Raw genomic sequence first — 12,520 nt, forward strand, 5'->3', positions numbered from 1 at the left:
CTGCACCCGGGCCCGTCAGGCCGCCAGCGTCGCGTCGGCTGCGAGTCCTAGCGAACTACACCTAGGCGACGGCGACGTGCGAGGAGAGGAACCAGCGGTCCTTGTCGAGGCCGCGACGGATCTCGATCACGACGTCCTGGCTGGCCGGGTCGAGCTCGGCGAGGCCCTCGATGGCGGCGTTCACGCGCTGCGTGACGACGTCGATCTGCGCGACGACGTCGGCGATGGCCTCTTCGTAGGGCAGGAACCCGAGCTTGGGGTTCGCGCCGGCGCTCTTCTGCGCGACGGTCGCGAGGCGTCCGTCGATCGGCAGGCCGAGGGCGACGACGCGCTCGGCGGCGGTGTCCGACCACTCCTGGGCGTGGTCGACGACCGAGTCGAGCAACTCGTGCACGGCGATGAAGTTCGCGCCGCGCACATGCCAGTGCGCCTGCTTGCCGTTCACGGCGAGGGCGATGAGCTCGTGCACGACGGGCGTGAGGAACTGTGCGGCCCCGGCGGCGACGTCGGCCGTGGAACCCGTTTGCGGTGCGGTCTGGATGTCGGTCATCTGGTCCACCTCTCCTGAAGCGTGTCGTTCGTCTGTCAGATGCAACGCTACGCGTCCTGTCAGGTATTTCAAGGAAGGGAAGGCTGGGCTGATCTGGCATTCCTGTTCGCCCAGAGCGGATGCCGCGGCATCCGCCCTCGTCACCCCTGCTGTTCGGCGGGCTCGATGGCCCGGGGTCGACCGGACGCGAGGCTCAGGCCGATTCCGGCGAGCCCGCCGACGACGATGAGCACGGCCACCCAGACGGTGAGCGCATCGGGCGCGACGATCGACTGGCCCCTGAGCGCCTGCCAGGTCACCAGCGCGACGACCGCAGCCCAGACCGCGGCGACGGTCCACACGAGACCGATGCGCGTGCGAACGCTGCGGAACGCGACGACCCGACGCGACGAGAGCTCGATGAGCAGGAGGGCGAGCGGAATGAGCTGCAGCGCGTGCATGCCCACGAAGTGCGGGATCCGGAGGTCGCCGTGCTCGGTCGACCAGCCCAGCACCGCGATGCCCGGGCCGCCGTCGCCCGCACCGACGGTATGCGCGCCGATGATGTCGCCGTCGGAGGAGAGCTGCGCCTCGGTTGGCATCGTCATGAGGAACCCGAGGCCGAGGCCGACGAGGCTGATCGTCGACCCGAGGCGGATCGCGAGCGTTCGCGCCCGATCCGCGCCGGGCGTGAACCACAGCAGGATCGCCGCGACGAGGGTCGCCAGCCAGAGCACCATGATGGCCGTGCCCATGATCGACCACAGGGTCTCGTCGAGCGGGTTCGCGTTGTTGTAGTGGCTGCGGTGGCCGCGCACGACCTGCAGGGTGATGATGCCGAGCTCGAGCAGCAGCGTGACCGAGATGACGGTGCCGGCCCACCACGCCGTGCGGCGGAACCTGGTGAGCTGGCCGATGAGCCACGCCCAGGTGACCGCATAGATCATGATCGAGACGCCGAACTTCAGTGCCTTCGCCCAGATCGGCGCCCCGACGAGCTCGCGCTGGTCGAACAGGAGCCCGACGACGGATGCCACGGTCACGAGCGCGCTGGCCGCCGCGAGCGTCATGAGCGGCCGGTGCCACCTGATGCGCTGCGGCCCCTGCCAGTCGCGTGCCGGCTGCGGCCCGGCGCCTTCCTTGGTGGAGCGGACTTCGACGGACATGGCGTCTCCCCGTGACGATTCGCCCGGAATCTCGGGCACGGGGAGAACGTACGAAGGGGCGGGTGGGACCGTCAGCCGGCCGGCCCCCGGAGGATGCGGGGGAGAACCCCCGCATCGGCGGGAGTCCGGCGCCGTTCGCCCGGGAACGACGAACGCCCTGCCTGATGCGGACCGGGCAGGGCGTCGAGTGGAGGGGATGACGGGAATCGAACCCGCGTGATCAGTTTGGAAGACTGAGGCTCTACCATTGAGCTACATCCCCGTGACCCGCTTGCGGGCACTCGATCATCGTAATGCATCCTGAGCGCCCGACCGTTCACCACGGTCGTCGACTGCCGGTCAGGATCAGCGCCCGCTCGTGCAGTAGACTTTCCGGGGTCCACCCGTCTTCGTGCCGTTTCGGCGTGCCTCGGCGTGTGGGCAGACGAGTTGCGTCAACGACTCGGGGCGTAGCTCAGCTTGGCTAGAGCGCCCGCTTTGGGAGCGGGAGGTCGCAGGTTCGAATCCTGTCGCCCCGACGGGTCGTGAGACTCGACACGAACTTCCACCAAACAGGAGAGATCTTCACATGCCGACCACTTCGGTTGAGAAGCTGAGCCCCACTCGCGCCAAGCTCACCATCTCGGTGACGCCCGAGGAGCTGAAGCCCAGCATCGCCCACGCCTACGAGCACATCGCCGAGCAGGTCAACGTGCCCGGCTTCCGCAAGGGCAAGGTGCCGCCGCCCATCATCGACCAGCGCGTCGGCAAGGGCGCCGTGCTCGAGCACGCCGTGAACGAGGGCCTCGACGGCTTCTTCCGCGCCGCGGTCGCCGAGCACGAGCTCCGCCCGCTCGGCCGCCCCGAGGCCGACATCGTCGAGTGGCCCAGCGACAAGGACTTCTCGGGCGACCTGCTCCTCGCGATCGAGGTCGACGTGCGCCCCGAGATCGAGCTGCCCTCGTACGACGGCCTCGAGATCACCGTCGACTCGGTCGAGGTCGGCGACGACGAGGTCACCGAAGAGCTCGAGCGTCTCCGCACCCGCTTCGGCACGCTCGTCACCGTCGACCGCCCGGCCGCGAAGGGCGACTTCGTGACGCTCGACCTGGTCGCCACGATCGAGGGCGTCGAGGTCGACACCGCCAACGGCATCTCCTACGAGCTCGGCTCCGGCGAGTTGCTCGAGGGCATCGACGAGGCGCTCGACTCGCTCACCGCCGGCGAGACCACGACCTTCGCGTCCAAGCTGCTCGGCGGCGAGCACGAGGGCCAGACGGCCGAGATCACCGTGACCGTCGGTGCCGTCAAGGAGCGCGAGCTCCCCGCGGCCGACGACGACTTCGCGCAGATCGCCAGCGAGTTCGACACGCTCGACGAGCTCACCGCGAGCCTGACCGAGCAGGTCGCCCGCAACAAGTCGTTCGGCCAGGGCTCGCAGGCTCGCGACCTCCTCGTCGACAAGCTCCTCGAGCTCGTCGAGGTCCCCGTCGCCGACAGCGTCATCGAAGACGAGGTGCACCGACACCTCGAGGGCGAGAACCGTCTCGAAGACGACGAGCACCGCGCCGAGGTCACCGAGGCCAGCACCAAGTCCTTCAAGACCCAGATCGTGCTCGACGCGATCGCCGAGGCCGAGCAGGTCAAGGTCAGCCAGGAGGAGCTCACGCAGTACCTCGTGCAGGGTGCCGCGCAGTACGGCATGGACCCGAACGAGTTCGTGCAGATCCTGAGCCAGCAGGGCCAGATCCCCGCGATGGTCGGCGAGGTCGCCCGCAACAAGGCGCTCGCGATCGCGCTCGGCAAGGCCAAGGTCTCGGACGCCGAGGGCAAGCCCGTCGATCTCTCCGAGTTCACGGCGGTCGCCGACGACGAGGCAGCCGACGAGGCTCCCGCCGCCGACGAGGCTGCAGCCGAGGAGGCCCCGGCCCCCAAGAAGCGCGCCACCAAGAAGGCCGCTGCTGCGGAGGCCGACGCCGACGCCGACGCTCCTGCCGAAGCCGCAGCAGAAGAGAAGAAGCCGGCCCGCAAGCGCGCGCCGAAGAAGGCCGACGCCGAGTAATTCCGGCGTTCGATCACCGCAGGGCCAGACGTCTCCACGTCTGGCCCTGCGTCGTCCCACCAGGAGGAACCATGGACGACTGGCAGCAGCGCATCGACGCGATCTGGAACGATGCCTCCGGCACCCTCGTCGACGACGAGCTGATCGCCCGCATCGACGCGATCGCGGCCGAACGCGGTGACGACGACGCGCAGGCCGTGCTCGAGCGCGCCGGTGCACGCGATTCCGCGGGGCGCCCCGACGAGGCGGTGCCGCTCTACGAGCGCGCCCTGCGCCTCGGGCTCGACGACGAGAATCGCCCGCAGGCCGTGATCCAGATGGCCAGCAGCATCCGCAACCTCGGCGACAACGCGCGGGCCCTCGAGCTGCTCGAGGCCGAGCTGCGCGACCACGTCGACGCCCCCTATCGCGACGAGGTCGCCGCGTTCCTCGCGCTGGCGCTCGTGAGTGCCGGCGACGCCGGGCGCGCGGCATCCGTCGCCCTGCTCGCGCTGGCACCCCACCTGCGGCGCTACACCAGGTCGGTGACGAACTACGCTCGCGAACTGCTCGACTGATCCGGTCGGATGCCGCGGACGACCGCGGATCGGGCCGCCCTCGACGCCTGCCGCTCCGCTGTGGGCGAACCCGGCGCGACGCGGCATCCGCCGAGGGCGAACACCCGCGATCCTGCGTGTTGCACCGGATAGATTCGACACAACGCGACAACGCAGAAGGAGCGACACATGGCCGAAGCGACACCCGGCACCGGAGTTTTCGATCGACTGCTGAAGGACCGCATCATCTGGCTCGGGTCCGAGGTGCGTGACGAGAACGCCAACGAGATCGCAGCCAAGCTTTTGCTGCTGGCCGCCGAAGACCCGAAGAAGGACATCTACCTCTACGTCAACTCGCCCGGCGGGTCGATCACGGCCGGCATGGCGATCTACGACACCATGCAGTTCGTGCCGAACGACATCGTCACCGTGGGCATCGGCATGGCCGCATCGATGGGGCAGCTGCTCCTCACCGCGGGCACCAAGGGCAAGCGCTACATCACGCCGAACGCCCGCGTGCTCCTCCACCAGCCGCACGGCGGCTTCGGCGGCACCTCGAGCGACATCCAGACGCAGGCCCAGCTCATCGTCTCGATGAAGAACCGCCTCGCCGAGATCACGGCCGCGCAGACGGGCAAGTCCGTCGAGCAGATCAACGCCGACGGCGACCGCGACCGCTGGTTCACCGCGCAGGAGGCGCTCGAGTACGGCTTCGTCGACCACATCCGCGAGTCGGCCCTCGACGTCGCCGGCGGCGGCGGAACCCAGGCGTAGGCATCGAGAGAAGAGAGAACGAGCGAATGAACATCCCCGCTTTCGGTGGCACCGCCTTCAACGGCGTGCAGGCTCCCGGTTCGCGATACATCCTGCCGAGCTTCGAGGAGCGAACGGCCTACGGCTACAAGCGCCAGGACCCCTACGCCAAGCTCTTCGAGGACCGCATCATCTTCCTCGGCGTGCAGGTCGACGACGCGTCGGCCGATGACATCATGGCCCAGCTGCTGGTGCTCGAGTCGATGGATCCCGACCGCGACATCATCATGTACATCAACTCGCCCGGCGGTTCGTTCACGGCCATGACGGCGATCTACGACACGATGCAGTACATCCGGCCCGAGGTCATGACCGTCGTGCTCGGCCAGGCCGCCTCGGCCGCGGCCGTGCTCGCCGCGGCGGGCACCCCCGGCAAGCGCCTCGCGCTGCCGAACGCCCGCGTGCTGATCCACCAGCCCGCGATGGGCGAGGCCGGTCACGGCCAGGCATCGGACATCGAGATCCAGGCGGCCGAGATCCTGCGCATGCGCACGTGGCTCGAAGAGACGCTCTCGCGTCACTCGAACCGCACGCCCGAGCAGGTGAACTCGGATATCGACCGCGACAAGATCCTGTCCGCGCAGGAAGCGTTCGAGTACGGGCTCATCGACCAGGTGCTCACCTCGCGCAAGGCGCTCCCGGCGATCACGCGCTGATCGCACGGCGCCGACACGGCGCACGAAGAAGATGCCCCGGCGGGCTCGCCGGGGCATCTTCGCGTCCGCCGAACAACGGCCGGATGAAACCGGGCACCGCGTTCGCCCCGCGCGAAACGCCGGCGGGATCATTCCGGGCGCGTCTGGCCGCAGGGCGCTGATCTCGGGCTAGGCTCGGACCAGACTCGTCGACAGGGAGGGTTCGATGGCACGCATCGGAGAGAGCGCCGATCTGCTCAAGTGCTCGTTCTGCGGAAAGAGCCAGAAGCAGGTCCAGCAGCTGATCGCCGGTCCCGGCGTCTACATCTGCGACGAATGCGTCGAGCTCTGCAACGAGATCATCGAGGAGCGGCTCGCCGAGTCCGGCGAGACCGAGGCGGGGGAGTTCGAGCTCCCCAAGCCGAAGGAGATCTTCGGCTTCCTCGAGGAGTACGTCATCGGCCAGGAAGCCGCGAAGAAGGCACTTGCCGTCGCGGTCTACAACCACTACAAGCGCGTGCGGGCCAAGGCCACGCTGACGACCGCCGACCGCGCCCACGACGACGTCGAGATCGCAAAGTCGAACATCCTCCTCATCGGCCCGACCGGCTGCGGCAAGACCTACCTCGCGCAGACCCTCGCGAAGCAGCTGAACGTGCCCTTCGCCGTCGCCGATGCCACGGCGCTCACCGAGGCCGGATACGTCGGCGAGGACGTCGAGAACATCCTCCTGAAGCTCATCCAGGCGGCCGACTACGACGTCAAGCGCGCCGAGACCGGCATCATCTACATCGACGAGGTCGACAAGATCGCGCGCAAGGCCGAGAACCCTTCGATCACGAGGGATGTCTCGGGCGAGGGCGTCCAGCAGGCGCTGCTGAAGATCCTCGAGGGCACGGTCGCCTCCGTGCCGCCCCAGGGCGGGCGCAAGCATCCGCATCAGGAGTTCATCCAGATCGACACGACGAACGTGCTGTTCATCGTCGCGGGCGCGTTCTCCGGTCTCGAGAGCATCATCTCCTCGCGTGCGGGCAAGCGCGGCATCGGCTTCGGTGCTCCGCTGCACAACAAAGAGAGCGATGCACAGCTCTTCAGCGAGGTGCTGCCAGAAGACCTGCACAAGTTCGGCCTGATCCCCGAGTTCATCGGCCGGCTCCCCGTGGTCGCCACGGTCACGCCGCTCGACCGCGAGGCGCTCATGGAGATCCTCACCGAGCCGAAGAACGCCCTCGTCAAGCAGTACCAGCGCATGTTCGAGATCGACGGCGTGCAGCTCGACTTCGAGGAGGCCGCGCTCCAGGCGATCGCCGACCTCGCCGTGCTCCGCCAGACCGGTGCCCGGGGACTCCGCGCGATCATGGAGGAGGTGCTCGGGCCGATCATGTTCGAGGTGCCCTCGTCCACCGGGGTGGCCAGGGTCGTCGTGACCAAGGCGGCGGTGCTCGACAACGCGGCGCCCACGATCGTGCCGCACAAGGCGCGTCGCGCCGAGAAGTCCGCCTAACCAGGCACGACCATCTTCCACACGGTCGTCGCGGGGGTCATCGCCGCCATCACGGGCTTCGCCAGCTCGTTCGCGTTGGTCATCGCCGGGTTCGGCGCGGTGGGCGCGACCGATGCGCAGGCGGCATCCGGTCTCTTCGCGCTCTGCATCGCGACCGGAGCGACGTGCATCGTGCTGCCGATCGTGCTCCGCATGCCCATCTCGTTCGCCTGGTCGACGCCGGGCGCGGCACTGCTCGTCTCGGCGTCGGCGACGACCCAGCAGTTCGGTGCGGCGATCGGCGCGTTCCTCGTCTGCGGCGCGCTCATCGTGGTCGCCGGACTCTGGCCCGCGTTCGGGCGACTCATCACGTCGATCCCGAAGCCGCTCGCGAGCGCGATGCTCGCCGGCATCCTGTTCCCGATCTGCCTGGCGCCCGTCACGGCCACGGTGGAGCAGCCGGCGATCGCCGTGCCCATGGTGCTCGTGTGGCTGCTGCTCGCACGACTCGCGCCTCGCTGGGCCGTGCCGGCGGCCATGGCCGTCGCGGTCGTCGGCATCGCGATCATCGCGGGGCCGTCGGTGCTCGACGCGCCGACCGTGATGCCCGCGCTCGAAGTCGTGGCGCCGGTCTTCGATCCCGCGGTGATCGTGAGCCTCGGCCTGCCGCTGTTCGTCGTCACGATGGCGGGGCAGAACGTCCCGGGGTTCGCGGTGATGTCGACCTTCGGCTATGACGCGCCACCGCGTCCCGTGCTCGTGACCTCGGGCGCGGCGAGCATGGGAGCCGCTGTCTTCGGCGGCCACGCGATCAACCTCGCGGCGATCACGGCGGCGATCATGGCCGGGCCGGAATCGAACCCCGATCCGGCGAGGCGGTGGGTCGCGACCGTCTCGGCCGGCGTCTCCTATCTCGTGCTCGGCGCCGCAGCCGGACTCGCCGCCGCGATCGTGCAGGCGTCGCCGCCGATCATCATCACCGCGGTCGCCGGGCTCGCGCTGCTGGGGGCCCTGGTGGCTTCGGTGACGAGCGCGCTCGAGGGCGTCGACTCGCGCATCGCGGCGATCGGCACGTTCCTCGTGACGGCGTCCGGCGTCGCCGTGGTCGGCATCGGCTCGGCGTTCTGGGGGCTGCTCGTCGGCGGCATGCTGCTCATGTGGCTGAGGCCACGCCGCGTCCGCGTCTGAGGCCCCAGTGTCTGCTGAGGCCGTGTCGGCTCATCCTCGGCATGCTCAGCGGGTGGGTCCTCAGGCGAGGTCGTCGTCGGTGCGCGCGCCGAAGACGATCTCGTCCCAGCTCGGCATCGAGGCTCGGCCCTTCTTCGAATTCCGCGGTGCGTTCGTCGCGCCGGTCGAGGCCTTGCCGCCCCAGATGGAACGCGCGGGGCTCGTCGGCCGCTCCTCGGGAAGCTCCTCCTCGACGGACGCCTGAGGGGCCGACGAAGCCGGCTCGACGGGAAGCGGGAGCTCGGGCTGCAGATCGGCGTCCGAGGTCGCGGCCTCGCGCTCGCCTCGGCGGCGACGCAGCGCCTCGAGCAGGTCGGCCGTCTCCCCGAGCGCCTGGGCGGGCTCGTCGGCGCGCTTGATGGCCGCACGCGACGCCGCCGGGCTCGAGACCGACGTCGTCGAACGGGCGTAGGGGAGCGGCTCCAGGTGCGGCGACGTGTCGAGGGCGTTGTCGACCGGCTCCTCGAACGTGAAGGCGCCGCTGTCGAAGCGGGAGTCCTCGCTGTCCGGCCCGACGGCACGGAGACGCGGCATCAGGCCGCCCTTGAGTTCGCCCTGCTGCGACAGCGTGGTCGCCTCGGAGTTCAGTGGCTGCAGGGACTGCTTGCGCGGCTCGAAGCTCCAGCGGGCGTCGTGGTCGATGCTGTCGGCCGTGAACTCGAGCTTGACGATCCAGCCGCGCTCCTCGTCCTTCCAGCTCGCCCAGCGTTCGCCGAGGGCACCGAGCTTGGCGAGACGGTCCCGGATCGCGAGGCCGAACGTGACGGGCTCGTCGGAATCCTGCTCGATCACCGCGTGCACGGGAACCGCAAGCGCGCTCGTCACCATGTGCTCGCGCTCGGCGACGACCGGGCCCTCGAAGCGCCGGACGTAGTCGACCGACGCGCCGGTCACCTGCGCGACCTCCTCGGCCGACAGGCCCGAGCGGATCAGGGACTGGATCTCGCGCGGCGACGGCTTCGGACCGGTGTGCACTTCGGGCTGCGCCTGGCGGATCCGAGACTGCAGTACTTCGTCGATCTCGATCCGGAATCGTGCGCCATCGTCGGATGCGGCCAGCAGTGCGCCGTTCTCGACTCCGATTACTTTGAGTTCCTGCATCTCGACAAGCCCTTCCGTGCTTCTGTCTCCGCCCAAGGATGCCATGTCGATCGCGGCCACACTGGGAATACCCCGGGCGCGCCGGAAGTTGAGCAGGGCAAATGGTAGACCAGCTTCAAAGGTTTGCCAATGGCTGCGATTTGATGCAGACTATGGCCGCCGAATCTTCGGCGCTGAACGAAATGGATGGGAATGGCAACGGATTACGACGCACCACGGAAGACCGAGGACGACTCCGAGTCGATCGAGGCCCTCAAGGAGCGCGTGCCTGACAAGATGTCCGGTGTTGTCGACGTCGAAGACGCTGACAACCCCGGTGGTTTCGACCTGCCCGGTGCCGACCTCTCGGACGTCGAGCTCGACGTCGTCGTGCTGCCGCCGCAGGCGGACGAGTTCACGTGCGTGAACTGCTTCCTGGTGAAGCATCGCTCGCAGATCGATCACGAGTCCAAGCTCGGACCGATCTGCCAGGAGTGCGCTGCCTAGTCGGCGCTCTCCCCATGCTCTGGCCGTCGCGATCCATTGATCGCGGCGGCCAACTCATTTGCCCGGCGGCTGGAGACGAGCCAGTAGGGCACCGGATCCGCGGTGTCGACGATCGGAACCCGGACCAGCGTCTTCACCCATCCCCGCGTCACGAGGTACGCCCTGGCGTCGAGGCCGGTTCCCATCTCGACGCGCGAACGCGCCTCGTCGGCGGCGACGGCCTCGCCGGTCTGGCTGAGCGGAACCGTCGCGCGGCCGGCGCTCAGGGTGCCGTCGGAGACCTCGATCACGGGCGACGTCAGGGACAGTGTTCCGACGCATGCGCCGTAGAGCACGATGCCCGTGACGATGCCGGCCGCCATCGAGACCGGTGCGAGCACCAGGATGCTCGCGGGCACGAGGAGCAATGTGGCGATGTAGATCCACGGGGTCGGCCAGAGGCGTTCGCGATACACGGGCATGGGTCTATTCGATCAGACTTCTGCACTACCCTCGAACGGTGACCGATTCCGTCGAGGTGCTCATCACCGCAGACCGCGTTCCCGCCTATGCCCACGCCGGCGATGCGGGCGCCGACCTGCACGCAGCCGAAGCCCTCGTGCTCCAGCCGGGTGAGCGGGCCGCCGTCGGCACCGGCGTCGCGATCGCACTGCCCGACGGGTACGTGGGATTCGTCGTTCCGCGCTCGGGCCTGGCCTTCAAGCACGGCATCACGATCGTGAACGCGCCCGGCACGATCGACGCGGGCTACCGTGGCGAGATCAAGGTCGCATTGTTGAACACCGACACGAGCGAGCCGCACGCGATCGAGGTGGGCGACCGCATCGCCCAGCTGATCGTCATGCCGGTGAGTCGTGCGAGGTTCGTCGCAGTCGAGCGGCTCCCCGGGAGCCAGCGAGGCGAGGGGGGATTCGGCTCCACCGGTTTCGGGGAGCACAAGTCAGGAGAGAACGCGTGAGCGATATCGAGAACGTCGACGAAGTCCCCGTCGACCACCCCAAGTCCGCACCCGACGACCGAGCGTCCGAAGGGCCCTTCGACGAGTCCGAGGCGAACCCGGTTCGTCCGTACGTCGACCTCGGCGGGTTGAAGGTCCTGCCTCGCGAGGGGCTCCACGTGCGCCTCGAGGTCGAGGAGGGCACCAAGCGCGTCGTGGCGATCGGCCTCGACTACGCGAATTCGACCTTGCAGGTGCAGCCCTTCGCGGCTCCCCGCAACAGCGGCCTCTGGCACGAGATCCGGGCGCAGATCGCCGACCAGATCGCCCGCCAGGGCGGCACGACGACCGTTCGCGAGGGCACCTTCGGCCCCGAGGTGCTCGCACAGATCCCCGTCGCCGCCGCCGAGGGCCAGACCGGCCACCAGCGTCTCGCGCGGTTCATCGGCGTCGACGGTCCCCGCTGGTTCCTCCGCGGGGTCATCGCCGGCGAGGCCGCCGTCGACCCGACCGCGGCAGCGAAGGTCGAAGACCTGTTCCGCTCGATCGTGGTGGTTCGCGGTGCGACGCCCATGCCCCCTCGCGACCTGATTCCGCTCCGCATGCCGAGCACCTCGGCCGGCTCGCCCACCGCCTAGCGATGGCCGAACCCGACGCGACGCCGTCCGCCAACGACGAGCTGGCGGATGCCGCGGCCGACGATCCGACCTCGGGGGAGTTCGCCCGGCAGATGGCCGCGGCCGCCGAGCGCAGCGGCCTCGGAGCGCTCGCGCGCGACGAGAAGCTGAGCGGCGGCGACCTCCTGAGGGCGATCGGCGGCGTCCGCGGCGTGCTCGAGGCCCTGCTGCCCGGCCTGGTGTTCCTGGTCACCTACGCAGTGCTGACGAGCCTCTCCGGGTGGACCACGCAGGCCGCGCTCGTGCCGGCACTCGCGGCATCCGTCGGCCTCGCCGTCGTGTTCACGATCGTCAGGCTCGCGACCAAGGGGCAGCCGACGCAGGCGATCGCCGGCCTCATCGGCGTGCTCGCCTCGGCGGCGCTCTCGCTGTGGTCGGGCGACGCGCGTGACAACTACGTGCTCGGGTTCTTCACCAACGCGGCCTACGCGGTGGCCCTGCTCATCTCGCTGCTGGTGCGCTGGCCCGCCATCGGCACCATCGTCGGCTTCCTCATGGGCGACGGAACGGCGTGGCGCGAGGACCGACGCAAGATGCGGGCGGCGCAGTTCCTCACCATCGTCTGGATCGGGCTGTTCACGGCTCGCCTCGTGGTGCAGGTGCCGCTCTACTTCGTCGACAATGTCGCGGCGCTCGGCGTCTCCCGCCTGCTCATGGGCGTGCCGCTCTATGCGCTCGTGCTCGTCTTCTCGTGGCTCGTGGTGCGAGCCGTCTACCCGTCGTCGGCGCGCACTCCCGAGTGATACAGTTATCTCGACGTCGAGATAAATTCCGCGGTCGTGCGGAGCCTGTCGGGCACGGTGGCGCTTAGGTTACCCTTGCTGGAACAGCCCCATGTTCGACGGAGATGATGGAGTGTTGCGCGTTGTTCGCGCGGCATCCGTGAAGG

The 12,520-nt window shown here is 69.0% G+C and carries 14 protein-coding genes and 2 tRNA genes; 11 read left to right on the forward strand and 5 right to left on the reverse strand.

Annotated elements, in window-relative coordinates; all coding sequences use genetic code 11:
* Nucleotides 1-61: 61 nt before the first annotated feature.
* From ABIC29_RS07485 to ABIC29_RS07495, 3 genes are all read right to left on the reverse strand, one after another.
* Complete coding sequence (locus ABIC29_RS07485; RefSeq protein ID WP_354244017.1) at nucleotides 62-550, reverse strand: Dps family protein; 489 nt, start codon at nucleotides 548-550, stop codon at nucleotides 62-64.
* A 140-nt stretch (nucleotides 551-690) separates the two neighbouring features.
* On the reverse strand, nucleotides 691-1,695 hold the full coding sequence (locus tag ABIC29_RS07490; protein ID WP_354244020.1) for a hypothetical protein: 1,005 nt from the start codon (nucleotides 1,693-1,695) through the stop codon (nucleotides 691-693).
* A 188-nt stretch (nucleotides 1,696-1,883) separates the two neighbouring features.
* Nucleotides 1,884-1,957, reverse strand: a tRNA-Gly gene (locus ABIC29_RS07495).
* Between the two features lie 181 nt (nucleotides 1,958-2,138).
* Here ABIC29_RS07495 and ABIC29_RS07500 point away from each other — a divergent pair.
* The 7 genes from ABIC29_RS07500 (at nucleotide 2,139) to ABIC29_RS07530 (ending at nucleotide 8,391) form a co-directional block, all read left to right on the forward strand.
* Nucleotides 2,139-2,213, forward strand: a tRNA-Pro gene (locus ABIC29_RS07500).
* Between the two features lie 50 nt (nucleotides 2,214-2,263).
* On the forward strand, nucleotides 2,264-3,736 hold the full coding sequence (gene tig, locus ABIC29_RS07505) for a trigger factor (protein WP_116081558.1): 1,473 nt from the start codon (nucleotides 2,264-2,266) through the stop codon (nucleotides 3,734-3,736).
* Nucleotides 3,737-3,807: 71 nt separating this feature from the next.
* Nucleotides 3,808-4,293 carry a tetratricopeptide repeat protein gene (locus ABIC29_RS07510; protein WP_116081559.1) on the forward strand — a complete coding sequence of 162 codons (486 nt, stop codon included), beginning with the start codon at nucleotides 3,808-3,810 and terminating at the stop codon, nucleotides 4,291-4,293.
* Between the two features lie 132 nt (nucleotides 4,294-4,425).
* Nucleotides 4,426-5,046, forward strand: coding sequence for an ATP-dependent Clp protease proteolytic subunit (locus ABIC29_RS07515; RefSeq protein WP_255353515.1), 621 nt, complete (start codon nucleotides 4,426-4,428; stop codon nucleotides 5,044-5,046).
* 26 nt (nucleotides 5,047-5,072) lie between these two features.
* Nucleotides 5,073-5,741, forward strand: coding sequence for an ATP-dependent Clp protease proteolytic subunit (locus tag ABIC29_RS07520; protein WP_055857474.1), 669 nt, complete (start codon nucleotides 5,073-5,075; stop codon nucleotides 5,739-5,741).
* Between the two features lie 205 nt (nucleotides 5,742-5,946).
* Nucleotides 5,947-7,224: an ATP-dependent Clp protease ATP-binding subunit ClpX gene (gene clpX / locus ABIC29_RS07525; RefSeq protein WP_116081560.1), complete on the forward strand. Its 1,278-nt coding sequence runs from the start codon at nucleotides 5,947-5,949 to the stop codon at nucleotides 7,222-7,224.
* 75 nt (nucleotides 7,225-7,299) lie between these two features.
* Entirely contained in the window at nucleotides 7,300-8,391 is a 1,092-nt protein-coding gene (locus ABIC29_RS07530) for a benzoate/H(+) symporter BenE family transporter (protein WP_354244025.1), read from the forward strand.
* 60 nt (nucleotides 8,392-8,451) lie between these two features.
* Here ABIC29_RS07530 and sepH read toward each other — a convergent pair whose 3' ends face one another.
* Nucleotides 8,452-9,531, reverse strand: coding sequence for a septation protein SepH (gene sepH, locus ABIC29_RS07535; RefSeq protein ID WP_116081562.1), 1,080 nt, complete (start codon nucleotides 9,529-9,531; stop codon nucleotides 8,452-8,454).
* Between the two features lie 192 nt (nucleotides 9,532-9,723).
* Between sepH and ABIC29_RS07540 the strand changes: the two genes are divergently transcribed.
* Nucleotides 9,724-10,017, forward strand: coding sequence for a DUF4193 domain-containing protein (locus ABIC29_RS07540; protein ID WP_055857482.1), 294 nt, complete (start codon nucleotides 9,724-9,726; stop codon nucleotides 10,015-10,017).
* On the opposite strand, the gene ABIC29_RS07545 is transcribed toward ABIC29_RS07540, so the two are convergent.
* Entirely contained in the window at nucleotides 10,014-10,478 is a 465-nt protein-coding gene (locus tag ABIC29_RS07545; RefSeq protein ID WP_116081563.1) for a DUF3093 domain-containing protein, read from the reverse strand. The two genes, ABIC29_RS07540 and ABIC29_RS07545, sit on opposite strands and share 4 nt — an antisense overlap.
* Before the next feature lie 38 nt (nucleotides 10,479-10,516).
* Here ABIC29_RS07545 and dut point away from each other — a divergent pair, with 38 nt between their 5' ends.
* From dut to ABIC29_RS07560, 3 genes are read left to right on the forward strand one after another with little or no spacing between them, the layout of a single operon-like run.
* On the forward strand, nucleotides 10,517-10,975 hold the full coding sequence (dut, locus tag ABIC29_RS07550; protein ID WP_354244030.1) for a dUTP diphosphatase: 459 nt from the start codon (nucleotides 10,517-10,519) through the stop codon (nucleotides 10,973-10,975).
* Nucleotides 10,972-11,592, forward strand: coding sequence for a DUF3710 domain-containing protein (locus ABIC29_RS07555; RefSeq protein WP_116081565.1), 621 nt, complete (start codon nucleotides 10,972-10,974; stop codon nucleotides 11,590-11,592). Before dut ends, ABIC29_RS07555 begins: the two co-directional genes overlap by 4 nt.
* A gap of 2 nt (nucleotides 11,593-11,594) precedes the next feature.
* Nucleotides 11,595-12,374 carry a DUF3159 domain-containing protein gene (locus ABIC29_RS07560; RefSeq protein WP_354244033.1) on the forward strand — a complete coding sequence of 260 codons (780 nt, stop codon included), beginning with the start codon at nucleotides 11,595-11,597 and terminating at the stop codon, nucleotides 12,372-12,374.
* Nucleotides 12,375-12,520 lie beyond the last annotated feature (146 nt).

Origin of the sequence: Agromyces sp. PvR057 (assembly GCF_040547485.1) — a bacterium.
In the GTDB taxonomy this organism is placed as follows: domain Bacteria; phylum Actinomycetota; class Actinomycetes; order Actinomycetales; family Microbacteriaceae; genus Agromyces.

Excerpts from the sequence above, each read along its gene's own strand:
- ABIC29_RS07560 (WP_354244033.1), top strand. The coding sequence starts at position 11,595 with ATGGCCGAACCCGACGCGACGCCGTCCGCCAACGACGAGCTGGCGGAT.
- ABIC29_RS07485 (WP_354244017.1), bottom strand. The coding sequence starts at position 550 with ATGACCGACATCCAGACCGCACCGCAAACGGGTTCCACGGCCGACGTC.
- ABIC29_RS07540 (WP_055857482.1), top strand. The coding sequence starts at position 9,724 with ATGGCAACGGATTACGACGCACCACGGAAGACCGAGGACGACTCCGAG.
- tig (WP_116081558.1), top strand. The coding sequence starts at position 2,264 with ATGCCGACCACTTCGGTTGAGAAGCTGAGCCCCACTCGCGCCAAGCTC.
- ABIC29_RS07520 (WP_055857474.1), top strand. The coding sequence starts at position 5,073 with ATGAACATCCCCGCTTTCGGTGGCACCGCCTTCAACGGCGTGCAGGCT.
- sepH (WP_116081562.1), bottom strand. The coding sequence starts at position 9,531 with ATGCAGGAACTCAAAGTAATCGGAGTCGAGAACGGCGCACTGCTGGCC.
- clpX (WP_116081560.1), top strand. The coding sequence starts at position 5,947 with ATGGCACGCATCGGAGAGAGCGCCGATCTGCTCAAGTGCTCGTTCTGC.
- ABIC29_RS07510 (WP_116081559.1), top strand. The coding sequence starts at position 3,808 with ATGGACGACTGGCAGCAGCGCATCGACGCGATCTGGAACGATGCCTCC.
- ABIC29_RS07545 (WP_116081563.1), bottom strand. The coding sequence starts at position 10,478 with ATGCCCGTGTATCGCGAACGCCTCTGGCCGACCCCGTGGATCTACATC.
- ABIC29_RS07490 (WP_354244020.1), bottom strand. The coding sequence starts at position 1,695 with ATGTCCGTCGAAGTCCGCTCCACCAAGGAAGGCGCCGGGCCGCAGCCG.